Here is a 25,169-nt window from a genome sequence, read left to right as displayed (position 1 = left end):
GGGAATGCTTCAGCCTGGTCCTGGTCCGGTCCTCCGATTGCCGGAAGTCCTTCAACCCGTCGTCTCGTTGAACGCCTCGACCTCCAGCTCCCGCTCGGCCTCGGCGAGCCACAGGTCCAGCTCCAGCAGGCTGCGCACGATTGCCGCCTCTCCTCTCGCCAGGGAACGGAGGTCGGGAAGCGAGGCGGCCCGGCCGCTCAAGAGGACGGAGGGAGCCCACGGCAGGATGAGAAGCTTTTCGGCATAAGCGCGGGCGGCCGGAAGAGATTCCGGAGAATCGGCATGCAGGCAGACGGCATCCGGCGTCCATTGCATCGCGCCGAAGACGGCATGCTCCAGAGGGAGGACAGGGCCGTACATCCGGGTCGTCCATCCGCGTTCCTTGAACATGCAGGCGTCCATCCGCATGCCGAGGTCATGCGGCTCTACGTCAAGCCCAAGCAGCATGGCTTTCCGGGAAACGAGCCGGGCTCCGCTTCCCTCCAAGGGCTCCGCAGGCTCATGCCTGCATAGCAGCCACTGGCACAAGCCATAACCCAGCCGCTCTTCCGCCATTCCGATCCGCCTGGCTTCGGCCAGCAGGGCGATATGCTCGAGCGCAGGGGTGAACAATTGCTCGAACAAGGCGAGCTGGTTGGCGCCGGCTTTTTTCCAGTGGAGGACGGTCGCCTCGGCAGCCGACCGGCTGCCGGACAACAGCAGCTCCGCAAACTCTTCAATCTGCAATGGGTTCATCAGCAACCATCTCCTGTAGATCCAATCCAATCCTTGTTCAAGTTTACCTCAAGCGAGACGAGCCTTTCCATCGCAAAAAAAGACGAATATCCGATATTAATGCCGAATAAACGGAATCATTTGGAGTTTTTGCTGGACAAGAGGAAACAGACGTCCTGCGGAGAATACACTATAAGCTAATTTATCTCCGGGCAGGACGCCTGCCAGAATCGGCTTTATCCTTCGCAGCCCCATTTCCGTCCAAGCGCTCAACCAAGGAGGGACGAACATGAACAAAATACCTTCCGACAGCCAGCATTCCGAGCTTCCGCTCACCAAGGCCGAGCCGGTCCGAATCGTCGGCATCGGCGCCTCGGCGGGAGGACTGGAAGGCTTGAAGCATTTCTTTCAGCAGGCAAGTCCGGAGACCGGTCTTGCCTTTGTCGTCATTCAGCATTTGTCGCCCGACCACAAAAGCCTCATGAACGAGATTCTCTCTTTATATACGAGGATGCAGATCCATCTTGTCCGCGACGGCATGGAAGTGGAGCCGAACACGATCTATCTCGTTCCTCCGCGCAAATCGCTCTCCTTGAAAAAGAACCACTTGTGGCTTTCGGATCCGCATCCCGACGAGGTCCATTACCCGATCGACTATTTCTTCCATTCGCTGGCGGCCGATCAGGGCCAGCAGGCGATTGCCGTCGTGCTGTCCGGTACGGGCACGGACGGAACGAGGGGCATCGCAGCCGTCAAACGCAGCGGCGGAATCGTGTTCGCCCAGAACGAGGAGTCGGCGAAGTTCGACGGCATGCCTCGCAGCGCCATTGACAGCGGGCATGTCGATTTCGTGCTCGCTCCGGAGAAGATCGCGTCCAAGCTCAAATTTCCCGCTTCCTTGATTCCAAGCCCCAGCTATGCGGTGCAGGCCGCCGCCTTGAACGACTCGGAGGCGCTGCTCGCCAAGATTTTGGAGAGGGTCCGGGAGCGCACGAACATCGATTTCAGCTTTTACAAGAAGAACAGCCTGCTGCGGAGAATCGAGAAGAGGATGGCCGAGGCGGGGGCGGCAACCCTGGCCGATTATGAGCTTCTGCTGGAGTCGAGGGAGGAGGAGGTGCTGGCGCTGAGGCAGGATCTGCTCATCCACGTCACCCACTTTTTCCGCGATCCCGAAGCGTTCGACATCATCCGGGAAAAGGTGCTGCCCAAGCTGGTCCGCGCCAAGCTGCAGAACAAGAACACCGAGCTGCGGATCTGGACGGCCGGCTGCTCGACGGGCGAGGAGGCTTATTCGATCGGGATGCTTGCTCTCGAAGTGCTGGAGCAGGAAGGTCTCCAGAACCGCTTCAGCATCCGCATCTTCGCCACTGATGTGGACAAGCAGTCCATCGATTACGCCAATCACGGCGTCTATCCGCTGTCGATCGGGACCTCGGTGTCCAAGGCGCGGCTCGACAAATACTTCGTCCGCCATGGCGACACGTATCAGGTCACGCGCGAGCTGAGGCGGCTGATCGTGTTCGCCCCCCATAACCTGACGAAGGATCCGCCGTTCAGCAATCTCGATCTCATCAGCTGCCGCAACATGCTCATCTACCTGCAGCCCGAGATGCAGCAGAAGGTGCTGTCGCTGTTCAACTTCGCCTTGACTCCCGGGGGCTTCCTGTTCCTGGGGCCGAGCGAGACCGTCGGCAGGCAGGACCATCTGTTCGAGCCCTCCAACGGCAAATGGAACATTTTCCGGCACAAGAGCCAGCGCAAAAACAGCGCGTCCGGCGCGACGCTGCTCATGGACGGAGCCAGGAGCCTGTCCACTCCGGGCGAGCTGAGGGAGAGGCGCAAGCAGCATGCCGGGGCGGATGCGCAGGAGAACCGCCGCCAGAGCCAGTTCTACAGTACATACGTGAACGAGCATATGGCTCCTTCCCTGCTGGTGGACGAGAAGCTCGACATCCAGCATTTGACCGGCAATGTGCAGCCGTTCCTGTCCCCGATGGAGGGCAGGCCTTCATGGAACCTGCAGAAGATGCTGGAGCCGGGGCTGGCCGTCGCGGTCATGACCGCCGTCCAGCAGATCCGCGCCGGGCTGGACGAGGTCGTATTCCGCCATCTGGTCGTGCAGACGGCGTCGGGAGAACAGCGGATCAACGTGACCGTGCGCCCGTTCTCGAAGAGCGGAGCGGCGTTCGCCGGCAGCATGCTGATCATTCTGGAGCTAGCTCCCGAGCTGGATGAAGTTCCGGTCGCTTCCATCGATCTGAACGACAGCGTCCGCAGGCAGATGGTGTGGCTGGAGCAGCAGCTCCGCTCCACCGAGGACAAGCTCCAGTCGGCGATCGAGGAGCTGGAGGCTTCCAATGAAGAGCTGCAGAGCACGAACGAGGAGCTGATTGCCTCCAACGAGGAGCTGCAGAGCACGAACGAGGAGCTGCAGGCGGTCAATGAAGAGCTGGTGACGATCAACAGCGAGTATCAGTTCAAAATTCAGGAGCTGACGGAGCTGAACAACGACATGGATCTGTTCCTTGTCAGCACCAAGATCGGCACGATCTTCCTGGATACGCAGTTCTGCATCCGCCGCTTCACTCCCGCTGTGACCAAGGAGATCCATCTTCTCAATGTGGACATCGGACGGCCGTTCCATCATATTTCGCATCAATTCTACTACGACCAGTTCGTGGAGGACGCCTCCAGGGTGCTGCAATCGCTCCGTTCGCTGGAGAAGGAAATCAAAAGCCGCAGCGGGCGCTGGTACAAGATGCGGATGATGCCTTACCGGACGCTGGAGCATCTGACCAAAGGCGTCATCATCACGCTCGTGGACATCACCGAGCTGAAGGAAGCCAACGAGGAGCTGCTTCGCCTCTCGTATGCGATCGAGCAAAGTCCGATCCTCGTCGTCATCTCCGATCTTGAAGGCGGCATCCTCTACGCCAACAGGCAGTTCCACGACCTGACGGGCGAGACGTCGGAGAGCATCTACGGCAGGCATCTGGAGTCTCTCGATGACTGGCAGGCGAGCGGCTGCAGCTTCGCGGACATCTGGGAAAAGCTCAAGCGCGGCGAAATCTGGGAGGGCGAGCTGGCCGGCATCGGCAGGGACGGAGCCGTCTACTGGGAGCAGGCCAGGCTGCTGCCGATCGTGAAGCGCGGCGAGACGATCCATTACATGAAGATTTCCGAGAACATCACCGACCGCAAGACGACGGAGGAGATGCTCCGCAAGTCGGAGATGCTCGGAGCCGTCGGCCAGCTGGCGGCCGGCATCGCCCATGAGATCCGCAATCCGCTCACCTCTCTCAAAGGGTTCACGAAGCTGATGCAGGAAGACAACCGGCGCAACTACATCTCCATCATGGCGATGGAGCTGGAGCGGATCGAGCAGATCGTCAGCGAGCTTCTCGTCCTCTCCAAGCCGCAGGCGGTCGACTTCCATCCCGTCGCGCTGGGAGCCGTGCTCCGGGATGTCGTGATGCTGATCGAGGCGCAGGCGATCATGAACAATGTGCAGCTGGAGCTGGAAATTCCGGAGAGCGATATGCTCGTGCAGGGGGTGGACAACCAGCTCAAGCAGGTGTTCATCAATCTGATCAAGAACAGCATCGAAGCGATGAGCTCCGGCGGCGTCATCCAGGTGAAGGCTTCGGTCGGCGAGGACAACATGGCCTGGACCCGGATCATCGACCAGGGCTCCGGCATCCCCCCGGAGAAGCTGGCCAAGCTGGGCGAGCCGTTCTTTTCCACCAAAGCGAAGGGAACCGGCCTGGGCCTTGTCATGACGTACAAGATCGTCGAGAACCATCATGGCAAAATGTACTACGAAAGCGAGCTCGGAAAAGGAACGACGGGCTTTGTCGGCCTTCCGATCATCCGCAGCAGCTAACCGCGGCAGAGCCGTCATCCAAGCCGGAAGCGCGCCTTCCGGTTTTTTTCCGTTCCTCCGCTCATACAATGGGGATAGACGCTCGAAGATGGGCCAACCCATCCCTCTGGCGGCGGATGATAGAAAGGAGAGCGATGCAAAGCCGGTGATTTTCATTTCTTTCGCCAGGCAGCGTTTAAATGGCGGTTATGCAGGGTAAAAAAGCTGAAAAGCTTGTCCTTTCCTGTCGATAATCCTTGAAGGATGGGGAATCGATGCGGTTCCGGCGATCGCCGGCTGCAGAGGGAGATGAGGGAACGGCACGGGGTGCCGCTGTTGTAAGCGCCTTACCTTTCCGATATACTTTTCCGTAATGACATTTACTGGAGAAGCGGGGGGGCGGCGGCATGGTGATTGAAGGATGGGTGACGGCTCTGACGCTGGCCTTCGGCGTTGCGGCGGCTGTCGTCGGCGTCGCGGCCTACCTGCGCTTGTACCGCCGCCAAAATCCGGACCAGGCCCCGCGCAAGGCCGAGGCGTCCTTGCGGGACAGCTGGAAATCCCAGGAGGAACCGAACGATCAAGAACTCCCTCCGCAGGAATGATTGGGAATTTGCTTCCAACCTGATGCATGAAGTGATATAATAGTGTGAAAAATACAAACATTCGCTCAACTGCCATGGAGTGTCTGCACCATAGGGATACCTGCACGTTCTCGAATCCGAGGTTTCGGATGAACATCCAGCGTTAGAGGAGGAGATTTCATGGCCAAGCACAGCCAGAATGAAGTCAAGGAAAGCCTCAAGGAACTCACGAGAATTTTTCAGCCCAAGGATCCGCGGAAGTTCGTTAAGGATTACATCCGCAAATACCGCATCACCGGCGGATATGAGGATGAGCTGACGTCACTGGTTGAGCATGAAATGGGCAGAATGAATTCCTCCGTGAGCTAGAACAAGCGAGCCTATCATATACCCGGCCCGGATACTCCCCCTGCGGAGTTCCGGGTCATTTTTGCGTGCCGTGAAGCGGCGGAATGAGGCGCGGCTCTTCCGAATAGCATAGATCGAGGGAGCTTGGAAGGCGATCTTGATCTTGGACGAGGAGCGGAGGCATCAGCCATGGCGGAATGGAAGTCGGAAGAGGAAATCGGCAGGATCCGCCGCGCGGGACGAGTCGTTGCGTTATGCCACGATGCGATCGCGAAGCGGATCGCGCCCGGCGTCACGACGCTTGAGATCGACCGTTTCGTAGAACGGCTGATGGCGGAGCATGGAGCTTACCCGGCTCAGAAGGGGTACAGAGGCTATCCTTATGCGACCTGCGCGTCGGTAGGCGAGGTCGTCTGCCACGGATTCCCGGATGCGGTGCCGCTTCAGGAGGGAGATATCGTGACGATCGACATGGTTGCCGATGTGGACGGCTGGAAGGCCGACTCGGCCTGGACCTATGCGATCGGAAAGGGAGACTCCGGCGTGCAGTCGCTGATGGCGGGCGCCCGCCAGGCGATGCTGAAGGGGATCGGCCAGTGCCGGGTCGGACGCCGGCTCGGCGACATCGGCGCCGCGGTCGTCCAGTCGGCGAAGGAGACGGGGCATTCGGTCGTGTCCAGCTTCGCCGGGCATGGAATCGGACGCTCCATCCACGAGCCGCCGGAGGTGAACCATGTCAGCAGAGGCGGCAGCGGAGCGGTTCTGCAGCCCGGCATGGTGCTGACGGTCGAGCCGATTCTGACGGCTGGGGGGCCGGAAGTATGGATTGCCCATGACGGCTGGACGGCGCGGACGAGCGACCGTTCCTGGTCGGCGCAATACGAGCATACGGTTGCCATAACCGAGCAGGGACCGGTTATCCTTACTTGTTTGTAAAAGCGGGGATGTCGGCTCGAAAAAAGTTATCCCCCAATCTATGCACATATGCACAATTGATATCCACAATATCCACAGGGTTGTAGGGATAACTTGAACGGGCAGCCTGCAACCGTGAACCTATGGATTCATAAAGGCTTTTTCGGCAGTTGTTGTCCCCTTGTGGATAAAAAATGAATCGGCCTCTTCCATGCGGAAGAGGCCTTTCTGTGGATAGCTTCGATGATTGACGGTGGCGACGGGCTAGTGAGACAATGGAAGAAAGCGATCGGACAGCCTACCGTTCAGGCGGCTGTCCGATCCGGAGGCGGGGAAGCAGCCGTGCGGCGATCGCCGCACGGCCGGCAGCATGACGAGGCCGGCCGCCGAGGCTCGTAGAGCAGAAGAATCGGGGAGGAAGCTGACATGCTTAGCAAACTGAGAGTGACTCAAGCAATCGCGGAAGCGGGCGTCGTAGCCGTGCTGCGCGCGGATTCGGCGGAGGAGGTCGCCCGCATGGCGAGGCATGCCATCCGCGGGGGAATCAAGGCGATCGAGATTACGATGACCGTGCCGATGGCGCTGCAGGCGATCCAGCAGCTGGCCGCAGAGTATTCCAGCAAGGCGGATCCCGCATCGGACTCCTACGCGATCATCGGCGTCGGAACCGTGCTGGATCCCGAGACGGCCCGCGCGGCCATTCTGAGCGGCGCGGAGTTCGTCGTTGCGCCGGCTGTCAATCCCGACACGATCCGCTTGTGCAACCGTTATGCGGTGCCGGTCATGCCGGGAACGATGACGATCCGGGACATCCAGACCGCGATGGAGCTCGGAGCGGACATCGTCAAGCTGTTTCCGGGAAGCGCGTTCGGCCCGGATATGATTACGGCCGTCAAGGGCCCGCTTCCGCAAGCGAACATCATGCCGACGGGCGGCGTCTCGCTGGCCAATCTGGCGCAGTGGGTGAAGGCCGGCGCGGTCGCGGTCGGCATCGGCGGAGATCTGACCAAGGAAGCGGTGAAGCACGGGGATTACACGCTGATCGAGCGGCAGGCCCAGGCTTACGTCCAAGCCTACCGGGACGCCAAGGCCTGAGCGCGCGGCGGGCATGCCCCGCTGGCGGCAGGCGCCCGGATTGGGTAAAATGGGAGAGTGAAGGTAAGCGGTTTATCGACTTAAGAGAGGCGGAATGGAATCATGGAATACCGGATTGAGAAGGATACGATGGGCGAAATCAAGGTTCCCGCGGACAAGCTGTGGGGCGCTCAGACTCAGCGCAGCCGCGAGAACTTCAAGATCGGCTGGGAGAAGATGCCGCTTGAGGTCGTCAAAGCGATGACATATGTGAAAAAAGCGGCGGCTCAGGCCAACCGCAAGCTGGGCGTGCTGGAGCCGGAAAAGGCCGACGCGATCTGCCGCGCGGCCGATGAGATTCTCGAGGGCAAGCATGACGGAGAGTTCCCGCTCGTCGTATGGCAGACGGGCAGCGGCACGCAGACCAATATGAACTGCAACGAGGTTATCGCCCGCCGCGCGAACCAACTGCTGGAGGCGGAAGGCTCCTCCGTGCGCATCCACCCGAACGACGACGTGAACCGTTCGCAGAGCTCCAACGATACGTTCCCGGCGGCGATGCACATCGCGGCGGTCATCGCGGTATCGACCCGCCTGCTGCCGGCGCTCGAGGTGCTCAAGGCGACCTTGCACGAGAAAAGCGTCAAGTTCGACGACATCGTCAAAATCGGCCGCACGCATCTGCAGGATGCGACGCCGATTACGCTCGGCCAGGAAATCAGCGGCTGGGAAGCGATGCTGGAGAAATCGTCCTGGATGCTGACGAGCAGCGTCGACGCCATCCGCGAGCTCGCGCTCGGCGGCACGGCGGTCGGCACCGGCATCAACGCGCATCCGGAATTCGCGGTGCAAGTAGCGGCCGAGGTGGCCGAGATTACCGGCCACAACTTCGTGACGGCATCGAACAAGTTCCATTCCCTGACGTCCCACGACCAGATCGTCTGGGTGCATGGCGCGATCAAGGGCCTCGCGGCCGACCTGATGAAGATCGCCAACGACGTGCGCTGGCTCGCCAGCGGCCCGCGCAGCGGCATCGGCGAGATCACGATCCCGGAGAACGAGCCGGGCAGCTCCATCATGCCGGGCAAGGTCAATCCGACGCAGTGTGAAGCCATTACGATGGTCGCCTGCCAGGTCATGGGCAACGATGCGGCGATCGGCTTCGCGGCCAGCCAAGGCAACTTCGAGCTGAACGTGTTCAAGCCGGTCATCGCCTACAACTTCCTGCAGTCCGTCGTGCTGCTCTCCGACTCCATGCTCTCGTTCAACGAGCATTGCGCCGTCGGCATCGAGCCGAACCTCGACACGCTGAAGCACAACCTGGATCAGTCCTTGATGCTCGTGACGGCGCTCAATCCGCATATCGGCTACGAGAACGCGGCCAAGATCGCCAAGCAGGCGCATAAGGAAGGCACGACGCTCAAGGAGAGCGCGATCAAGAGCGGCCTGCTCACTTCCGAGCAGTTCGACGAGTGGGTCCGTCCGGAGAAGATGACGGGCAAGCGCTAGGAAGAGAAAGAGCCAAGAAAGGGCAAAGCCCCGTCATGTGAACATGACGGGGCTTTTTTTTGTTAGTGGGAAAGAATCAAGGGACTGTTCTTAAAGATGGGGTCGAAAACCGTTTTCAAATAAAAAACAGCTCGCCCCGTAAACCATTTGCAGGGCGAGCTTCTTCTTTTCTGCTTGAAGGTCGAGCGAGGCTACACTTCGTAGATCTGATACAGCTCGTCGAGCATCAGGTTGGCGGCCAGGATGCCGCCGGCGGTATTCCAGATGGCGTCGTCTACGCGCTTGGCCCGTCCTTCCTGGACGACTTTAAGGCTCTTCCAGAGAGGATCGCCCGTCCATTCCTGTTCGGTAGCATTGCCTTTGCCGTCGCCGGTGTCATAGGTGAAGTAGAAGAGACGGTCGGCTTCGACTTCCGGCAGGCGCTCCTTGGTGATTTCGTCGACGAACGTTTCCTTGCTGTTCTTCGTCATCGCGTTGCGGGCAATGCCGATCTGATCGAAGATGATGCCGGAGAACGTGTCGGTGTGGTAGACGCGCGTCTTGCCGCCCATGAAGCGCACCATCGATACCGTTTCATTCAGCTTGCTGCCGGCTTTGGCCTTGAAGTCCTCGATGCGCGCGTCGAAGTCGGCGATCAGCTTCTCGCCTTCGGCTTTTTTGTTCAGGGCATCGGCATAGAGAGTGAAGTTTTCCTTCCAATAGCCGCGAAGGTCTTGGGCTTCGACGGTCGGCGCAATCGCGCTCAGCTGCTCATAGATTTTCTCGTGGCGCATCTTGTTGGCGATGATGAGATCGGGCTGCAGGCCGGCGATCAGCTCGATGTTCGGCTGGCTTTCCTCGCCGAGCACGGTGACGCCTTCCATTTTGTCCTTGATGTGCTTGTACCAAGGATCGCCTGTCCAGGACTTGACCGCGCCGACTGGCTTCACGCCGAGAGCGAGCACCGCTTCGGTGCCTTCATTGGTCAGCACGACGACCTTCTGCGGCGTGCCCTTGATAATCGTTTCTCCGAGCGCATGCTTGACGACACGCTCCGCGTCGCCGCCGGAGGATCCCTCTCCGGCGTCCGCGGCGGGCTGATTGGCCGCAGGCTCGCTCGCCGAGTTGTTCGCGTTATTGTTGCTGCCGCAAGCGGCCAGCAGGCCGACCAGCAGGATGGAGACCATGAAGGTCAGAAAGCGTTTGTTCATCTCTCTTAATCCCCTTTATGTCTAATATGATAACCATTATCAGTACAGGTAGAAATTCTAGAGAAGAAGGGATAGCCTGTCAATGAATATTTGAGAATGATTATCAGAATCGTTGACAGGGCCGTATTCTTCTTCTACACTTTTTCCATAGCCACTGCTGCTTTTCGAATCCGAGACGCGTTAATCCGGCTGGACGGCTTTGAAGACCCTGGAAGCGGAAGCGGAGGGCAACGCAGGTGTCGGGCAGAAGCAGCAGATGAAGAGAGTTCTATGAACAAGAAAGCAGGCCGACATGAGACTTACGGGAATAGTTCTATTTATGACGCTTCTGGCCTTCGCGGTTCTATGCAGCATCGCATTCGGGACGGCCGATATTCCGCTCCGCCATGTCATCGGCTCCTTCACCGGATACAGCGGAACGCAGGAGCAGCTCATCATCCGAACGGCCCGGGTTCCCCGGGCGCTGATCGCGGCCTCCGTAGGCGCCTGCCTCGCCGTGGCCGGAGCGCTCATGCAGGTCATCGCGCGCAATCCGATCGCTTCTCCAAGCACCTTCGGGGTGAATGCGGGGGCGGCTTTTTTTGCTGTCATCGGCGCGGGGCTGCTCGGCTTCGAGAGCATGCAGGCTCAGACCTGGATGGCTCTGGCCGGAGCGGGAATCAGCGGGCTGATCGTTTTTGTCATGGGCAGCATGGGCAAGGACGGCATGACCCCGGTGAAAATCACGCTGGCCGGAGCTTCCATCGCCGCTTTTTTCGCTTCCGTGACGCAAGGGTATATGCTGACCAGCGGGAAAATGTTCGACCAAGTGCTCGTCTGGCTGGTCGGCTCCGTCGCGGGCCGGGAGATGAATGCCCTAACCGCCGTGCTTCCCTATATGGGCATCGGGATGCTTCTGGCGCTCGTCCTGTCCCGCCATCTCAATGTGCTCGCCATGGGCGACGACATCGCGCAAGGACTCGGGCAGAGCACGGCCCGGATGAAAGGGGCTGCGGCCCTGTCCATCATCCTGCTGGCTGGAGCTTCCGTGGCTGCGGCCGGACCGGTCGCCTTCGTCGGCATCATCGTGCCGCATGTCGCGCGCCGCATCGCAGGCAGCGACTACCGCTGGATGATTCCCTACTGCGCCGTGCTGGGCGCGCTGCTGCTCGTGACGGCCGATCTGGGCTCCCGGTACATCGCGATGCCTAAGGAAGTGCCCGTGGGTGTCATGACGGCGGTCATCGGCGTTCCCTTCTTCGTGTACATCGCGCGGTCGGGGAGGGTGACACGATGAGCAGATACCGTTCCCTGCGCATGGACAGGCCGCGGCTGTCGTTCCTGCTCGAGCGCCGCACGACCTGGGTGCTCGTCATTCTCGCCTTGCTGTGCGCGGCCATGATGATTGTCAGCACCGGCATCGGCAGCCTTTATGTGTCGCCTCTAGAAGTGATCCGCTCCATCGCGGGCAAAGGGACTGCGGCTCATGAGGTCATCGTGAACAAGCTGCGGCTGCCGCGAATCGTCATCGCTGTGCTTGTCGGGGCTTCGCTGGCAGTTGCTGGAGCCATTCTGCAAGGTCTTGTCCGCAATCCGCTCGCATCCCCGGATGTGACCGGAATCACCGAGGGAGCGTCGCTGGGCGCGGTGCTGTTCCTGTTCCTGCTGGGCGGCTCCGTCCCTATCTCCTGGATGCCGGTGTCGGCCATCGGGGGCGCATTCGCGGTTACGGCGCTGCTGTATCTGCTGTCCTGGCGGGGCGGCGTCTCGCCGCTGCGCCTTGTGCTGATCGGCACGGGGCTGTCGGCGGCTTTCAAATCGCTATCCTACATGCTGATCATCTCCGGTCCGCTCATTCTGACGGTCAAATCCCTGACGTTCATGACGGGCAGCATTTACGGAGTCTCCTGGGAAAAGGATGTCTACACGCTGCTCCCATGGGTGGCGGCGCTGCTGCCGCTGGCCTGGTTCCAGGCCCGGCATGTGAACATCCAGGCGCTCGGCGACGAAGTGGCCGGAAGCGCAGGGGCGCATGTGCAGCGCAGCCGCTTGATACTGCTGCTGCTGAGCGTGGCGCTCGCGGGAGCCGCCATCGCCATTGGAGGGGCGATCAGCTTCATCGGCTTGATGGCCCCTCATATGGCGCGCAAGCTTGTCGGTTCGTCCTTCGGCGGACTGCTGCCGGCAAGCGCCTTGATCGGCGCCATCATCCTGCTCACGGCCGATCTTGCCGCGCGTACGGCTTTCTCGCCTCTCGATATTCCGGCCGGCGTATTCACGGCGGCGATCGGCGCTCCGTTTTTCCTTTACATGCTGTATCGGCACCGCAATTCATGACAGGCAGGAGGCAATCGAAGATGGGGATGCTGGAAGCGAAGGGGCTGGCGCTCTCTTATGGAGGGGCGCATGTCTTTGAAAACCTGGATCTGACCCTACCGGAGGGCAAGGTGACGGTGTTCATCGGCAGCAACGGCTGCGGGAAATCGACGCTGCTGCGCTCGATGGCCCGTCTGCTGAAGCCGCAGCAGGGTTCGGTCGTCATCGACGGCAGCGACATCTCCCGGATGTCGACCAAGGAGGTCGCTCGCAAGCTGGCTATCCTGCCGCAAGGACCGCAGGCGCCGGAGGGGCTGAGCGTGCTCCAGCTTGTCAAGCAGGGCCGCTATCCCTACCAGAGCTGGCTGCAGCAGTGGTCGCGGGAGGATGAAGCGGCGGTGGCCAAGGCGCTCGAGGCGACCGGAATGTCGGAGCTCAGCGAGCGCAGCGTCGATTCGCTGTCGGGCGGGCAGCGCCAGCGGGCGTGGATCGCCATGACGCTGGCGCAGCAGACCGGAATCATTTTGCTCGACGAGCCTACGACGTATCTCGATCTGACTCATCAGATCGAGGTGCTGGACCTGCTGGACGAGCTCAACGCCTCGGAGAAGCGGACGGTCGTCATGGTGCTGCATGATATCAACCTGGCATGCCGTTATGCCGACCATATCGTCGCCATCAAGGAAGGCTCCATCTATGCGCAGGGAGCGCCGGAGCAGGTCGTCAGCTCCGCGATGATCGAAGAAGTGTTCGGGCTCCGATGCGACATCATGGCGGATCCGCTGCATGGAACGCCGATGTGCATCCCGCACAGCCGGAGCGCCAGGAGGCTCTCCGCCGCGGAGCCGGAACCCCTGTTTTTCTGACCGGGGAGCAAGGATGGATTGGCGGCTTTTCTGAAAGCTCGGGCGATGAAACAGGCATTCAAAAAGGAACAGTCCCATAAGTCATGCAAATGACCGGGGACTGTCCCTTTTTTTCATAGGGTCAAACGAAGCACGTTTCTTGCGCGGCGCTCAGCGCCTGCCGATGCGGATATGGGAGGCGAGCGTGCGGATGAAGCCGAAGATGATGCCGATGCCGACGAATACATAAATCATGGTGAAGATTTTGCCGAAGTCGCTTTGCGGCTCCAGGCTGCTGCCTACGGTCGTCAGCGTCGTGACGCAGAAATACAGGGCGTCGACGGTGCTCCAGCCTTCGGCGGAACGGTAGAACATCGTTCCGGAGAACAAGGTGACGGCCGCAATGAAGAAGAGCGCCTGAAACTCCTTGTCCTTGAAGGCGTGGAAGAAGGCGGATACGAATCGCTTACTGGTGAGGATGAAGGAAAGCATGATGTCAACCCCCGCTCTCTGTCCGCTGATAGGTCTTTCCTATGTCTTATCTTAGCATGGACAGGCGGGGAGATGAAAATTCGATGGAAGGGAAGAGATTGCGGGAGATCGGCAATCGCTGATCGCTTGGAACATGAATGAGGAGCATGAATGAGGAACATGAATGAGGAACATGAATGGGAAAAGCTCGGCAAGGAATAGACAGGGAGGATGGATGGGCAACAACTGCGGATAGCTGCAGCTGGAGCTGGATGGATCATATCGAAATCGCGAAGGGATGTGCAGCCGGACTGTTGCCGAAGTCCGGCTGCCGGAGCATCCTCAGCTTGCATCGGAGCCGCGGGAAGCTTGCTGCCGGCGGCTTCCATCCGGCCTGCGCGGACCGGGAAGGATTTCCGCCCGGGCTGCGGGCTTGCGGGGGATGAGGCGTCCGCAGAACAGGAGCAGCGTCGCTCCTCCGGTCACGGCGTACATCCCTTGGACGACGCCAAGAGAGCTGTCCGTTCCGGCCAGGAGTCCATGCAGCAGCGCTGCTGCGAACATTGGGTACGCGAGCATGTGGATCGCGAGCCATAGAGGCCGCTTGAGCCGAGGGCGCAGATCCGTCGTGAGGATGAGGAGCAGCATGCCGTACAGGGCGAGGCTTCCGATGCCGTACAGGACAGGATGGTCATGCGCGGAGAATGGAAGGAGCAGCTCTCCCCAGGTGAACGGCGTATACGTGTCAATGACGAGCACGGCGGCATGGAGCAGGGCGATCGCCGTGCCGGCGACCGTCAGCCGGCTGTGCCAGCGGTAGACCGAGATCTTCGATGCTCCCTTCAAAAAGGGATAGCCGTACAGGATGCCCAGCGTCATGCCTCCGAACAGGGCCAGGTAAGCCGCGATGCCGGCGATTCTCGTCAGCTGCCATGTCGGCCATTCCACCATCCATTGAATCATATTGTCGCCTCCTGAATTGTCAGCGTGCCGGGCTCCCAGACGAAGCGTCCGGGATTTCGGGAAGGGATCAGAATCAGCTTGCGCTTATCCGTGATGACGGCGGCTTCGCAGCCGGGAGCGCCGAGCTTCATCCGGGCCGCGCCTTCCTCCAATCCGCAGATGCAGAAGGTTTTGGCCCACGCCTCGCATTCGGCCGCCTCCGCCCCGGCGACCGTCGCCTGGACGATGCCGCTCGCTGCGCTGCGTCCGGTAAGGGGATCGATGAGATGATGAAGGCCGGATCCGTCCTCTCCCCAGCGCCGCTTCAAGGTGGAGGAGGTTGCTGCGGCTCCACGCTTCAGCGACAGGCGCGCCGCATCCTTGCCGGTGTCCCAGGGATCCTCGATGGCGATGACCGTGGAAGGAGCTTCCTCGTCCTCCTGCCATACGCTGAGGTCGCCTCCGGCATTGACGATGCCGGCAGGGAAGCCGTGCCTCCGGCGGAGCCAGCCGGCGAGCCGGTCGGCGGCCCAGCCCTTGACGATGCCGCCGAGATCGAGCTCGCTGCCGGGGGCGAGACGCACCGCGCCCATGCGCCCGTCAAGCTCGAATGGCTCGGCGGCGGCATGACCGCCCGGATCCGGGCGGAGGAGTCCCGCCTGCCCGGAGGCTTCGGCAGGCCGGAAGGTGGCCGCATGCTCGAAGGAGCGGAGATAGCCCTCCCGCTGCAGCTGGCGGAGCAGGCCGGGGTGGAAGGCGCCGCCGGTCTGTCGGCAGCATTGCAGCGCCAGCGCGAGCACCTCCTCCATCATCGGCGATACGAGCTGCCAGGAGCCGCCGGTCCGGTTCAGGCCGCTGAGCTCGCTGCCGGGCAAAAAGCGGCTGAACCTCGCCTCGACATCGCGGAACCAGCGGCTGACCAGCGAATGATAGGCCGGCGTATCGGGAGTCCGATCGTCGGGCCAGCGGAGAATGGCCGTTATGTCCGTGTTCATTGCCCTCAACGCGATTCGGGATTCGGCCGGCATGATCAGGAGCCTCCCGAGCGGGAGCTCATGCCCCCGCCGCTGTCGGATTGGCTCCAGCCGCCGCTTGGAGATCCGCCGCCTGCCGCTCCGTCAGACGGGGAGGCGCCGCCTCTCCGGCCATGCCTGCCCGTACGGCTGCCGGTGTCCCCGTCGAGAGCTCCGCCGTTGTCCATGCTGCCGGATCGCCAATCGTCCATGAGCCTGTCCCGATCGGCGGCAGAGGCATCCGATTCCGATGCCGGGCCGGATCCATTTCCTCCGGACTGGATCTTTTCCTGAAAGGCGGTGCTGTTTTGCACGGTGCTGAACAAAACAAACAGGGCCGCCGCTCCGCCGGCGCCGATTTGCCACTTTCTCCATTTGCCGATTCGCTGTTTCATCGAATCCACCTCGTTTCAAGGATTGCTCCCTATCCTACGCTTTCAAAATGAACAGAAAATGAAGATAGAGCTGACTTGGAAATGACTTTTTAAAGAAGCGCGGTTCGGCAAAAGGCGGGGGGCTGCGCCGATAAGCCTCCCGTACAGGAGCCACCCTTCGGACAAGACGGGTGAAGGGGGATGTCCGGACCGAACCGGCTTATGCTTCGGGTTCTGAGCTTCCGGAACCGGACGGCGGCTGCGCAGCCGCCAAGTTGTGGTATGATGGAAGGACGAGAAAACAAGAAAGCCGGGGCCTGATATGCATCTGTTATCGGTAGAGCATCTTTCCAAAACCTACGGAGAGAAAAAACTGTTTGAAGACGTAAGCTTCGGAATATCCGACGGCGATAAGATCGGCATCATCGGGGTGAACGGAACCGGGAAGTCGACGTTTCTGAAGGCGATTGCGGGAATCGAGCCTGCCGACAGCGGCAGCGTCGTGATTCCGCCGCGCGTCAGCGTGCGGATGCTGCTCCAGAACTTGGAGTTCGATCCGGAGGAAACCGTGCTGGAGCATGTGCTCAGCGGGGATTCGCCTCAGCTGAAGGCTGTACGGGACTATGCGGCGGCGCTGGAGGCTCTTGAGCGGAGCAGCTCGGATGTCGCGCTGCAGGAGCGGCTGCTCCGGGCCAACGCGGCCATGGACGAGCAGGATGCTTGGCAGCTGGAAAGCGATGCCCGAACCGCTCTCTCCAAGCTCGGCATTACGAGCTACGAGGCGAAGCTCGGCACGCTGTCCGGCGGCCAGCGCAAGCGGGTGGCGATGGCCGCAGCGCTGCTGTCGCCATCCGACGTGCTCATTCTGGATGAGCCGACCAACCATATCGACAACGAGTCCGTCGCGTGGCTGGAAAGCATGCTGCAGAAGCGGCGTGGCGCGCTGCTCATGGTGACGCATGACCGCTACTTCCTGGATCGGGTCAGCAACCGCGTCATCGAGCTGGACCAGGGCCGTGCCTTCTTCTATACGGCCAACTACAGCCGCTTCCTGGAGCTGAAGCTGGAGCGCGAGGAGCGCGAGGCGGCGAGCGAGTCCAAGCGCCAGAATCTGCTGCGCAACGAGCTCGCCTGGATCCGCCGCGGCGCCAAGGCGCGCTCGACGAAGCAGAAGGCGCGGATCGAGCGCTTCGAGGCTCTCAAGGAGGCTGGACCGGGCAAGGCTTCCGGCAAGCTGGACTTGTCCGTCGCCTCCTCCAGGCTGGGACGCAAGATCATCGAACTGGAAGACGTGAGCAAAGGGTATGGAGACCGGTCGCTGATCAACGGCTTCAGCTACATCGCCGTGCCGGAAGACAGGGTCGGCATCATCGGGCGCAACGGCAGCGGCAAGTCGACGCTGCTGAAGCTGATCGCCGGCCGGATGGAGCCGGACAGCGGACAGGTCGTGCTCGGCCCGACCGTCAAGCTCGGTTATTTCTCGCAGGAGCATGAGGAAATGGACGAGTCGATGCGCGTCATCGAATACATCCGCGAGCAGGCGGAGCAGGTCCGCACGGGCGACGGCACGACGATCAGCGCCGGGCAGCTGCTGGAGCGGTTCCTGTTCCCTCCGGCGATGCAGTGGTCGCCGATCTCCAAGCTGTCGGGCGGGGAGAAGCGCCGCCTGCAGCTGCTGTGCATCCTGAGCGGCGCTCCGAACGTGCTGCTGCTCGACGAGCCGACCAACGATCTCGATATCGCGACGCTCGGCGTGCTGGAGGATTACCTCGACGACTTCCCGGGCGTCGTGCTGGTCGTCTCCCATGACCGGTACTTCCTGGACCGGACGGTGGACCGGATCTTCGCGTTCGAGAACGGCGCCATCACGGAGCATACGGGCAACTATTCGGACTACGAGGAGCAGCTGCAGAAGAAGGGAAGTCTCCAGGACTCGTCCTCCAGGGCGGCTGCGTCATCCCCGTCTGCCGCCTCCCGGCCGGGAGAGCCGGCCGAAGCTCCGCGCAAGGAATCCAAGCTGCGCATGTCGTATCAGGAGCAGAAGGATTTTGAGGTCATCGACGGCCGCATCGCGGAGGCGGAAGCCGAGCTGGAGCGGGTCCAGGAGGAGATGGGCGCTTCGGGAAGCGACTCGGTGCGCCTGCAGGAGCTCATGGCCCGCCAGGAGAGCCTGGAGGCCAGGCTGGAGGAATTGATGGAGCGCTGGACCTATCTGAACGAGCTTGCGGAACAAATCGAAGCCCAGAAAGCAAAGAACAGGAGCTGACCCTGCATGAGTGCCTATGAAGACTACAGCCTTGAATCCGTACGCAATATTTATTGCATCGGCCGCAACTACCGGCTGCATGCCCTTGAGCTCGGCAACGAAGTGCCGAAATCCCCGATGGTGTTCACCAAGCCGACCCATTCGCTGATTCCGATGGACGGAAGCGCCGTCGAGCTGCCGGGCGGGGAAGGAGAGGTGCATTTCGAGCTGGAAATCGTGCTTCGCGCGGGACGCGGCTGGGAACCGGGAATCGAGGCGGACGAGCTGTTCGACGCGATGACGCTCGGCCTCGACCTGACGCTGCGCGACGTGCAGAGCAGGCTCAAGGAGAAGGGCCATCCATGGCTCGCCGCCAAGGGCTTCCGGAATTCTGCTCCGATCGGGCCTTGGCGTCCTTATCCGGGTCTAGCCGGGCTGGAGGCCGCCGACTTCGCTCTGCTGCGCGGCTCCGAGGTCGCCCAGCTGGGCAACGCCCGGGATATGATCTTCAAGCCGGATGTGCTCGCGGAGCATATCGGCCGCCGTTACGGCCTGGGCCGGGGAGACATCGTCTTCACCGGGACGCCGGCCGGCGTCGCCGCCCTTCGGGACGGCGAGGAGCTGAGCGTTCTCTGGAACGGGGAGAAGATCGCCTCCTCCCTTGTCTCCCTCGTTTGACGTCATGCATGGAACAAGCCGCATCCTGTCCTCGTTTCGGCGAGGCTTGGATGCGGCTGTTTTTCTACCCGATGCAGCCGCCGTGGGAGCGCCGTCTGCTTGGCCGGTTCATAGGCAAGGCCATCCAAGCATAAGCTGACGGTAAGACAGCGAGGGCGGGTGAGAGCTAGCGTGACGAAGTCCAAGAGACAGCCGGAATCCCATGATTACCGCAACAGGCTTCGATTTCACAACGTCAAGGAGCAGCATCTGACCTTGGGCGAGGTCGCCGAGCGGATGATGACTTTCATAAGCGAGGATCCGCGGGCGGCGTATCATTTTGCCATCGGGACGGATTCCCAGGTTCATCCAAGCCATACCAAGTTCATTACGGGCCTCGTTCTGAGACGGGTGGGCAAAGGGGCTTGGGCATGCTACCGGCCTTTCGTGCTGAACAGGGAGCTGGCGTCGATCCGCGAGAAGCTGGCCTTCGAGACTTCCCTTTCCCAGGAAATGGCCGCATATTTGGAGGAGCATCGAATCGTGCCGGCGATGGAAGAGCTGATTCTGCCGTACGTCTACCAGGGAGGCGAGCTTCGGACGTTCATCGATATCGATGCCGGCACGGAGCCCTGCCTGAATCCGACCCATCTGTATGTCCAGGAGATGATCGCCCGCGTGGAGACGATCGGCAGCTATGTGCCCCGCGTCAAGCCGGAGGCTTACTGCGCCTCAAGCTATGCGAACCGCTACACCAAACGGCCGGCAAGGATTGTGATGTAACCTTCAATAAAAAGAGAAATAGGCAAAAAGCTCAAAAAGGTTCGGAAGCCGCCCTAGGGATGGCTGCGCAAACCTTTTTTTTGCGATCTCAACTTTTTTTCTGAACTCACCCGTCTAGCTTGTTTTGGCAGCGAGGTCCTTCGAGAGGAAGGCAATAAGCCGAGGTTACTCGGCTGCGAAGGCATCCAGCATCCAGACATGTTTCTCCAGTGACGTGTGGATGGCCAGCAGCATATCGGTTGTCGTTTCGTCCTGACGGCTCTGAGCGGCGGCCATTCCTTCCTTGAGCTCGCCGATCATGCTTTTGAAGTCGGCGGCGACCGACCGGACCATGGCGATGGCGGACTCGCTGCCCGCCGCTTCCTCGACGGTGGCCGTCTCGAGATATTCCTTCATGCTCGCAAGCGGCTTGCCTCCGACCGCCAGCAGCCGTTCGGCGAGCTCGTCGACATGTAAGGCGGCCTCTTCGTAGAGAGCCTGGAACTTTTCGTGCAGGGTAAAAAATTGGGGGCCTTTCACATACCAGTGGAATTGGTGGAGCTTCACGTACAAAATGCTCCAATTGGCCAGGTGGAGATTCAACACTTGAGACACCGATGGAATGGCAGCAGCGGATGGGGTTGTCAAAGAAATCAGCTCCTTATTTATAATTGTTATTAACTAGTATTAAATATAATATAGTTGAATCCGTCTGTCAACGAAGGCGGCGAAAACCAAAAAAGGCCCCTTGTCAGGGACCTTTTTTCGAGTTCTTGTTTTTTTCTTTGCTGTGCTTTGACCTGCATGTGCCCGCCGCTTATTCCGTGCGGAGCTCTTGCTTGGGTTCAGGCTTGCGGCTCATCGTCATGCGCGTGCCCGGCATGAGCAGGACCATGATGACGGCTGCGACAGCCGGGATAAGAGCCCACAGGAAGGTGTGGGAGATGGAAGTCGCGAGCGCGGCTTCGATTTTGCTCAGCACTTCGGCAGGGATCGCCTTGCGGCCTTCAGGCGTAAGGAACTGCTGGTTGCCGCCGCCTCCCCCGCCGATCGGCGCCTTGCCTCCGAACGCGGTTTCCAGCCGCGAGGTGAAGATGTTGCGCTGAATGATGCCGAAGATCGTAATGCCGAGCGTCATGCCGAGGGAGCGCATGAACGTCGTCGTGGCGGTCGCCGCTCCGCGCTGGCGCATGTCGAAGCCGTCGATGGCGGCCATGTTCAGCACGGAGAAGGAGTAGCCGACGCCGAAGCCGAGCAGGATCATCTCCAGCGTCACGACGAAGCGGGCCGTATCCGGGCTGATGAAGCCGAGAGAAACGACACCCGCCAGGAAGAAGACGGCCGATATCATCATGATGGAGCGGAAGCTCAGCTTGGTCGTCAGGAAGCCGCCTACCTGGCTGCCGACGACGGAGCCGATCATCATCGGCATGAGCAGCAGGCCGGAGTTGGTCGCCGAGCCGCCGTACACGCCCTGGATGAAGATCGGAATATAGATCGTGGCGATGATGAAAGTCGAGCCGTAGAACAAGGAAGTCAGCACGCTGCTGGCGAACAGCCGCTTGCGGAACATTTTGAACGAGATGATCGGCTCGGCGACTTTCGTTTCCGTATACAGGAACACCGATAGCAGCACGACGAACCCGCCGAACAGGCCGAGAATCATGCCGGAATCCCAAGCGTACTTCTGGCCGCCCAGCTCCAGAGCGAACATGAGGCAGACGATGGCTCCGACGAGAGTGAACGCGCCGACCCAGTCGATGCGCTGCTTGGAATGGGAGAGGGATTCCTTGTAATAGGTCCCGATGAAGAACAGGGCGAGAATGCCGAGCGGGATATTGATGTAGAACACCCACTCCCATCCGATATGGTCGGTAATGACCGCGCCGAGCAGCGGCCCGAAGATGCTGGAGATGCCGAATACGGCTCCGAACAGGCCGGACATCTTGCCGCGCTTCTCCGGAGGGAAAATATCGAATACGATCGTGAACGCGATCGGCATGAGAGCTCCGCCGCCAATGCCCTGGATGGCCCGGTACACGCTCAGCTGGGTAATGCTGCCGGCCGTGCCGCACAACGCGGAGCCGATCAGGAACACGATGATGCCGAAAATGAAAAACCGCTTGCGGCCGTACATGTCCGACAGCTTGCCGAAAATCGGCGTGCCTGCCATGAGGGCGATCATATAAGCGGATGTCACCCATACGAGCTGGTCGTACCCGCCGAGATCATCGACGATCCGCCCCATGGCGGTAGCGACGATCGTGTTGTCCATGGCTGACATCAGAATGGCCAGCATAAGGCCGGCTACGACGAATCGGGTCTGGCGAGCGCCTTTCTCCGACATGGAATTCACTCCTTTTTTCTCCTGCAAATTAAGATCCATTCTTATTATATTCAAATTTGAGTATAAGACAACGAATTTGTTTTAGGGCTGAATCATTCCAAAGAAAGCCGAACAGGATGGATTCTTTCGAGCTGCGGTCGAAGGTGCAAAAGAAGCAATGGACAGATCAAGTCCTTCCGGATGACGGACATCGGGTTCGAAGGGAAGCTCGCTGTGGCTGGAATGGTTATTCCCGCCGTCGTATGGATACAGTATACAAATGCCTGTCCTTCAAGGAAGCGGGCCTGCTTCCCATGCCGCCGGAACGTCTCCGCCATGCCGATTATCCGCCTTTGTCTGCCGATGCTTAAATTTTCGGTTGTGATCATGCGGAACGCCCCGATGCATATACCTGAATGGTGCCCCTTGGCGGCCCTCTCATACGTCCGCTGGCGCCTTTCGACAAGAATTGGTAAACTGGAAGCAACGGAATTGGAACTGAACGACTCATTTACATATCGCATTTTGTCGGCCGGATCCGGCCATGTTTCTATCATGACGAAGGAGTTGGACCCCACTTGACTCATATCCGCAAAGCAATCATCCCTGCAGGAGGCCTCGGTACCCGTTTCCTGCCCGCAACAAAAGCCCAGCCCAAGGAAATGATGCCGCTCATCGACAAGCCGGCCATTCAATATATCGTGGAAGAAGCCGCCGCATCCGGCATCGAGAGCATCATGATCGTCAGCGGCCGCAGCAAGCGCGCGATCGAAGACCACTTCGACAAATCGGTCGAGCTGGAGAACGAGCTGGAAGCAAGAGGCGACGAGGAGACGCTGAAGGTCGTCCGCAGCATTTCCAAGCTGGCCGACATCGTCTACGTCCGCCAGCGGGAGCCGCTTGGCCTGGGCCATGCGGTGCTTTGCGCCCGCAGCTTCATCGGCAACGAGCCTTTTGCGGTGCTGCTGGGCGACGACATTCTGCGCTCGCCGCAGCCATGCCTGGGCGAGATGATGAACTTCTACCGGGAAACCGGATCTTCGGTCGTCTCGGTCATGGAGGTTCCTTGGGATCAGACCCACAAATACGGCATCGCGGATCTGGAAGGCGAAGGCATGTTCCCCCGCATCCGGAACCTGGTGGAGAAGCCGGCTCCCGGCGAAGCGCCTTCCAATTGGGCTGTCGTCGGGCGCTACGTGCTCGACCCTGCCGTATTCCGCCTGCTCGAAAGAGCGGAGCCGGGCAAGAACGGCGAGATCCAGCTGACGGACAGCTTGCAGAAGCTGAATTCCGTGCTGCCGATGCATGCCTTTAAATTCCAGGGACGCCGGCATGACGTCGGTGATAAGCTGGGATTTGTACAGGCGACGATCGACATGGCGCTGGAACGCGAGGATCTGTCTCAGGCGGTACGGGATTATATGAGAAGCAAGCTGGAGACGGAGTTGCTTTAGGTTTGCGCTAGCAGGGGCAGTCATCCGAATCATGAACCGTCCGGGGCACAGGAATTTGTCTGGGCGGTTTTTTGGTTTTTGATTGCTTTTCCGTGACTTCATCCGTTAGTAATAGATAGAGAATCCGATAGGAACAGGTTAACATGGTGGAGGCTTGGGAAGATGAGCAGGGAAACCAGTGAAGGAGAGCGCGGCCGGGCAGTGCGGACAGCATGTCCTTATTGCGGTTTTGCGACGATGGACGACGAAGCTTCGTTCTGCAGCCGCTGCGGCAAGCCGCTCCATACGGCGGCCATTTTGGCGCGCCGCCTCGAACGGGCGGAATGGCTGGAAAAAATCAAGGATGTCGGCGCCGGGTCAAGCGCGCAGCCGCTTCAGGACCGCGAAGCCCAGGAAATATGGAACCGCATGTCGCGCGATGGCGAGTCCGGCCGCAAGGCGGATGGAGGAGGCGGGCAGGCGGAGCGGTCCCGGGCTGAACGTCCTGCCATCGCTGCGGAGGGCGCACCGGCGACAGGCTACTTCCGGCTATGGATGCTGCCGGCTGCTGCTTTGCTGATCAGCTGTCTGGCCGTGCTTGCCGTCTTCGTCCATGACGGGAAGGTCAACGCCAAGGTGCGTTCCTGGCATGTACAGGCGGAAAAGGAAGCCAAGGCGGGGCAGTACCGGAATGCCGAGCAGCTGCTCGAGCTCGCGGCGGCTTCCCGGCCCGGCAATCCCGGCATTGCCAAGGATATCGACATCGTCCGTCAGGCGGCCAAGCTCGACGATGACATCAAGGCGGCGGGGCTGCTGCTCGACCAGGGCAGCCTGGAGAAGGCGGAAAGCGGGCTGCGCCAAGCGCAGGCGACGCTGAGCAGCCGCCACGAGGAGCTGTTCGATCCGATCCGCGACAAGCTGGCGGGAGCGGGGGCAAGGCTGGCCGTGCAGCAAGTGTCGAGCGAGCTGGACGGTCTGGGAACGATCCGGGAAATGGCGGAGAGGCTCCAGAGGCTGCGCGGACTCCAGGCTCCCGGGGCGCCTGAGCTGCGTCAGCGCATTTTGGACAGCATGGTCCAAATGGGCATCAACCAGGCGCAGCAGCTGCTGAGGAAGAAGGACTTCTCTGCCGCCCGCGCCGCTGTGGACGAGACGGTCAGCCATGCGGGGAACACGTCGAAGCTTCAAGAAATGTCTACCCGGATCGACAAAGAGAAGGAAGAATACGAGGAGCAGGAGCGCAAGCGGCTGAATGCGGCCATGCAGATGGCCAATCTGGAGCAGCGGCAAAATCAGACGGATGCATTCGACATCGTCGAGCTGAACGCTTCCATAGGCGAGGAAGGCAGCGCCGTCATTACCGGCCTTCTGAAGAGCAAGGCGACCCGGGGCATCCGCGCCATCCGGCTCTTCTATGTCCTCAAGGATGCGGAAGGAGTGCAGGTCGGCTCCGGCACGATATCCGTTTCGAGCGGAGGGGTCATCGAGCCGGGAGGAAGCGCCGCCTTCACCGAAAAGAACGCTTCGGTCAAGAGCGAGGCGTCCGTAGCGATTACTAGCGCGACTTGGTATATCGATTAAGCGTCGCGAGAAATAAGAAAGGAGGG

General features: G+C 60.5%; 22 protein-coding genes. 14 read left to right on the top strand and 8 right to left on the bottom strand.

Going from position 1 to position 25,169, the window contains the following annotated elements:
- Positions 1 to 51 precede the first annotated feature (51 nt).
- Positions 52 to 735, bottom strand: coding sequence for a hypothetical protein (locus VE23_RS13905; protein WP_048744946.1), 684 nt, complete (start codon positions 733 to 735; stop codon positions 52 to 54).
- Between the two features lie 268 nt (positions 736 to 1,003).
- On the opposite strand from VE23_RS13905, the gene VE23_RS13900 reads away from it, so the two are divergent.
- The 6 genes from VE23_RS13900 to fumC all read left to right on the top strand — a co-directional run bounded on the left by VE23_RS13900 (position 1,004) and on the right by fumC (position 9,009).
- Positions 1,004 to 4,600, top strand: coding sequence for a chemotaxis protein CheB (locus tag VE23_RS13900; protein ID WP_048744945.1), 3,597 nt, complete (start codon positions 1,004 to 1,006; stop codon positions 4,598 to 4,600).
- 386 nt (positions 4,601 to 4,986) lie between these two features.
- Entirely contained in the window at positions 4,987 to 5,184 is a 198-nt protein-coding gene (locus VE23_RS13895) for a hypothetical protein (protein ID WP_021881179.1), read from the top strand.
- A gap of 159 nt (positions 5,185 to 5,343) precedes the next feature.
- Complete coding sequence (locus VE23_RS13890) at positions 5,344 to 5,532, top strand: hypothetical protein (RefSeq protein ID WP_021881178.1); 189 nt, start codon at positions 5,344 to 5,346, stop codon at positions 5,530 to 5,532.
- 168 nt (positions 5,533 to 5,700) lie between these two features.
- A complete protein-coding gene (gene map, locus VE23_RS13885; RefSeq protein WP_048744944.1) occupies positions 5,701 to 6,447 on the top strand; it encodes a type I methionyl aminopeptidase in 747 nt (248 codons plus the stop codon).
- A 405-nt stretch (positions 6,448 to 6,852) separates the two neighbouring features.
- Positions 6,853 to 7,521, top strand: coding sequence for a bifunctional 2-keto-4-hydroxyglutarate aldolase/2-keto-3-deoxy-6-phosphogluconate aldolase (locus tag VE23_RS13880; RefSeq protein ID WP_049868303.1), 669 nt, complete (start codon positions 6,853 to 6,855; stop codon positions 7,519 to 7,521).
- 102 nt (positions 7,522 to 7,623) lie between these two features.
- Complete coding sequence (gene fumC / locus VE23_RS13875) at positions 7,624 to 9,009, top strand: class II fumarate hydratase (protein WP_048744942.1); 1,386 nt, start codon at positions 7,624 to 7,626, stop codon at positions 9,007 to 9,009.
- Positions 9,010 to 9,200: 191 nt separating this feature from the next.
- Here the strand turns inward: fumC and VE23_RS13870 are convergent, their stop codons facing one another.
- Positions 9,201 to 10,199, bottom strand: coding sequence for an ABC transporter substrate-binding protein (locus VE23_RS13870; protein WP_049868302.1), 999 nt, complete (start codon positions 10,197 to 10,199; stop codon positions 9,201 to 9,203).
- Between the two features lie 292 nt (positions 10,200 to 10,491).
- On the opposite strand from VE23_RS13870, the gene VE23_RS13865 reads away from it, so the two are divergent.
- From VE23_RS13865 to VE23_RS13855, 3 genes are read left to right on the top strand one after another with little or no spacing between them, the layout of a single operon-like run.
- The gene (locus VE23_RS13865; RefSeq protein ID WP_048744941.1) at positions 10,492 to 11,475 is read left to right on the top strand and encodes a FecCD family ABC transporter permease; all 984 of its coding nucleotides are present in this window, start codon (positions 10,492 to 10,494) and stop codon (positions 11,473 to 11,475) included.
- Entirely contained in the window at positions 11,472 to 12,515 is a 1,044-nt protein-coding gene (locus VE23_RS13860; protein WP_021881101.1) for a FecCD family ABC transporter permease, read from the top strand. Before VE23_RS13865 ends, VE23_RS13860 begins: the two co-directional genes overlap by 4 nt.
- Positions 12,516 to 12,535: 20 nt before the next feature.
- Complete coding sequence (locus tag VE23_RS13855) at positions 12,536 to 13,360, top strand: ABC transporter ATP-binding protein (protein ID WP_049868301.1); 825 nt, start codon at positions 12,536 to 12,538, stop codon at positions 13,358 to 13,360.
- Between the two features lie 150 nt (positions 13,361 to 13,510).
- Here the strand turns inward: VE23_RS13855 and VE23_RS13850 are convergent, their stop codons facing one another.
- The 4 genes from VE23_RS13850 to VE23_RS13835 all read right to left on the bottom strand — a co-directional run bounded on the left by VE23_RS13850 (position 13,511) and on the right by VE23_RS13835 (position 16,160).
- A complete protein-coding gene (locus VE23_RS13850) occupies positions 13,511 to 13,831 on the bottom strand; it encodes a potassium channel family protein (RefSeq protein ID WP_048744939.1) in 321 nt (106 codons plus the stop codon).
- 321 nt (positions 13,832 to 14,152) lie between these two features.
- Complete coding sequence (locus VE23_RS13845; protein ID WP_049868300.1) at positions 14,153 to 14,773, bottom strand: ferric reductase-like transmembrane domain-containing protein; 621 nt, start codon at positions 14,771 to 14,773, stop codon at positions 14,153 to 14,155.
- Positions 14,770 to 15,780 carry an FAD:protein FMN transferase gene (locus VE23_RS13840; protein WP_049868299.1) on the bottom strand — a complete coding sequence of 337 codons (1,011 nt, stop codon included), beginning with the start codon at positions 15,778 to 15,780 and terminating at the stop codon, positions 14,770 to 14,772. The genes VE23_RS13845 and VE23_RS13840 overlap by 4 nt, the downstream gene beginning before the upstream one ends.
- 2 nt (positions 15,781 to 15,782) lie before the next feature.
- A complete protein-coding gene (locus VE23_RS13835) occupies positions 15,783 to 16,160 on the bottom strand; it encodes a hypothetical protein (protein WP_048744936.1) in 378 nt (125 codons plus the stop codon).
- A 301-nt stretch (positions 16,161 to 16,461) separates the two neighbouring features.
- Here VE23_RS13835 and VE23_RS13830 point away from each other — a divergent pair, with 301 nt between their 5' ends.
- The 3 genes from VE23_RS13830 to VE23_RS13820 all read left to right on the top strand — a co-directional run bounded on the left by VE23_RS13830 (position 16,462) and on the right by VE23_RS13820 (position 19,824).
- Positions 16,462 to 18,405 (top strand): ABC-F family ATP-binding cassette domain-containing protein, encoded by a 1,944-nt coding sequence (locus VE23_RS13830; protein WP_049868298.1) that lies wholly within the window; start codon positions 16,462 to 16,464, stop codon positions 18,403 to 18,405.
- Between the two features lie 6 nt (positions 18,406 to 18,411).
- Complete coding sequence (locus tag VE23_RS13825) at positions 18,412 to 19,062, top strand: fumarylacetoacetate hydrolase family protein (RefSeq protein WP_021880250.1); 651 nt, start codon at positions 18,412 to 18,414, stop codon at positions 19,060 to 19,062.
- Between the two features lie 171 nt (positions 19,063 to 19,233).
- A complete protein-coding gene (locus VE23_RS13820) occupies positions 19,234 to 19,824 on the top strand; it encodes a ribonuclease H-like YkuK family protein (RefSeq protein ID WP_048744935.1) in 591 nt (196 codons plus the stop codon).
- A gap of 165 nt (positions 19,825 to 19,989) precedes the next feature.
- Here the strand turns inward: VE23_RS13820 and VE23_RS13815 are convergent, their stop codons facing one another.
- Complete coding sequence (locus VE23_RS13815) at positions 19,990 to 20,451, bottom strand: Dps family protein (protein WP_232316935.1); 462 nt, start codon at positions 20,449 to 20,451, stop codon at positions 19,990 to 19,992.
- A 169-nt stretch (positions 20,452 to 20,620) separates the two neighbouring features.
- The gene (locus tag VE23_RS13810; RefSeq protein ID WP_049869738.1) at positions 20,621 to 22,150 is read right to left on the bottom strand and encodes an MDR family MFS transporter; all 1,530 of its coding nucleotides are present in this window, start codon (positions 22,148 to 22,150) and stop codon (positions 20,621 to 20,623) included.
- A gap of 557 nt (positions 22,151 to 22,707) precedes the next feature.
- Here VE23_RS13810 and galU point away from each other — a divergent pair.
- Positions 22,708 to 23,583: a UTP--glucose-1-phosphate uridylyltransferase GalU gene (galU, locus tag VE23_RS13800; RefSeq protein WP_083436264.1), complete on the top strand. Its 876-nt coding sequence runs from the start codon at positions 22,708 to 22,710 to the stop codon at positions 23,581 to 23,583.
- A 162-nt stretch (positions 23,584 to 23,745) separates the two neighbouring features.
- Positions 23,746 to 25,143, top strand: coding sequence for a zinc ribbon domain-containing protein (locus tag VE23_RS13795; RefSeq protein WP_049868297.1), 1,398 nt, complete (start codon positions 23,746 to 23,748; stop codon positions 25,141 to 25,143).
- Positions 25,144 to 25,169: the final 26 nt, after the last annotated feature.

Source organism: Paenibacillus sp. D9, assembly GCF_001188365.1.
GTDB lineage: Bacteria > Bacillota > Bacilli > Paenibacillales > Paenibacillaceae > Paenibacillus_O > Paenibacillus_O humicus.
This window is presented reverse-complemented; position numbering and strand designations above follow the sequence as displayed.

Coding starts and splice junctions, on each gene's coding strand:
- VE23_RS13905 (WP_048744946.1), bottom strand. CDS start 735: ATGAACCCATTGCAGATTGAAGAGTTTGCGGAGCTGCTGTTGTCCGGC.
- VE23_RS13900 (WP_048744945.1), top strand. CDS start 1,004: ATGAACAAAATACCTTCCGACAGCCAGCATTCCGAGCTTCCGCTCACC.
- VE23_RS13895 (WP_021881179.1), top strand. CDS start 4,987: ATGGTGATTGAAGGATGGGTGACGGCTCTGACGCTGGCCTTCGGCGTT.
- VE23_RS13890 (WP_021881178.1), top strand. CDS start 5,344: ATGGCCAAGCACAGCCAGAATGAAGTCAAGGAAAGCCTCAAGGAACTC.
- map (WP_048744944.1), top strand. CDS start 5,701: ATGGCGGAATGGAAGTCGGAAGAGGAAATCGGCAGGATCCGCCGCGCG.
- VE23_RS13880 (WP_049868303.1), top strand. CDS start 6,853: ATGCTTAGCAAACTGAGAGTGACTCAAGCAATCGCGGAAGCGGGCGTC.
- fumC (WP_048744942.1), top strand. CDS start 7,624: ATGGAATACCGGATTGAGAAGGATACGATGGGCGAAATCAAGGTTCCC.
- VE23_RS13870 (WP_049868302.1), bottom strand. CDS start 10,199: ATGAACAAACGCTTTCTGACCTTCATGGTCTCCATCCTGCTGGTCGGC.
- VE23_RS13865 (WP_048744941.1), top strand. CDS start 10,492: ATGAGACTTACGGGAATAGTTCTATTTATGACGCTTCTGGCCTTCGCG.
- VE23_RS13860 (WP_021881101.1), top strand. CDS start 11,472: ATGAGCAGATACCGTTCCCTGCGCATGGACAGGCCGCGGCTGTCGTTC.
- VE23_RS13855 (WP_049868301.1), top strand. CDS start 12,536: ATGGGGATGCTGGAAGCGAAGGGGCTGGCGCTCTCTTATGGAGGGGCG.
- VE23_RS13850 (WP_048744939.1), bottom strand. CDS start 13,831: ATGCTTTCCTTCATCCTCACCAGTAAGCGATTCGTATCCGCCTTCTTC.
- VE23_RS13845 (WP_049868300.1), bottom strand. CDS start 14,773: ATGATTCAATGGATGGTGGAATGGCCGACATGGCAGCTGACGAGAATC.
- VE23_RS13840 (WP_049868299.1), bottom strand. CDS start 15,780: ATGCCGGCCGAATCCCGAATCGCGTTGAGGGCAATGAACACGGACATA.
- VE23_RS13835 (WP_048744936.1), bottom strand. CDS start 16,160: ATGAAACAGCGAATCGGCAAATGGAGAAAGTGGCAAATCGGCGCCGGC.
- VE23_RS13830 (WP_049868298.1), top strand. CDS start 16,462: ATGCATCTGTTATCGGTAGAGCATCTTTCCAAAACCTACGGAGAGAAA.
- VE23_RS13825 (WP_021880250.1), top strand. CDS start 18,412: ATGAGTGCCTATGAAGACTACAGCCTTGAATCCGTACGCAATATTTAT.
- VE23_RS13810 (WP_049869738.1), bottom strand. CDS start 22,150: ATGTCGGAGAAAGGCGCTCGCCAGACCCGATTCGTCGTAGCCGGCCTT.
- VE23_RS13795 (WP_049868297.1), top strand. CDS start 23,746: ATGAGCAGGGAAACCAGTGAAGGAGAGCGCGGCCGGGCAGTGCGGACA.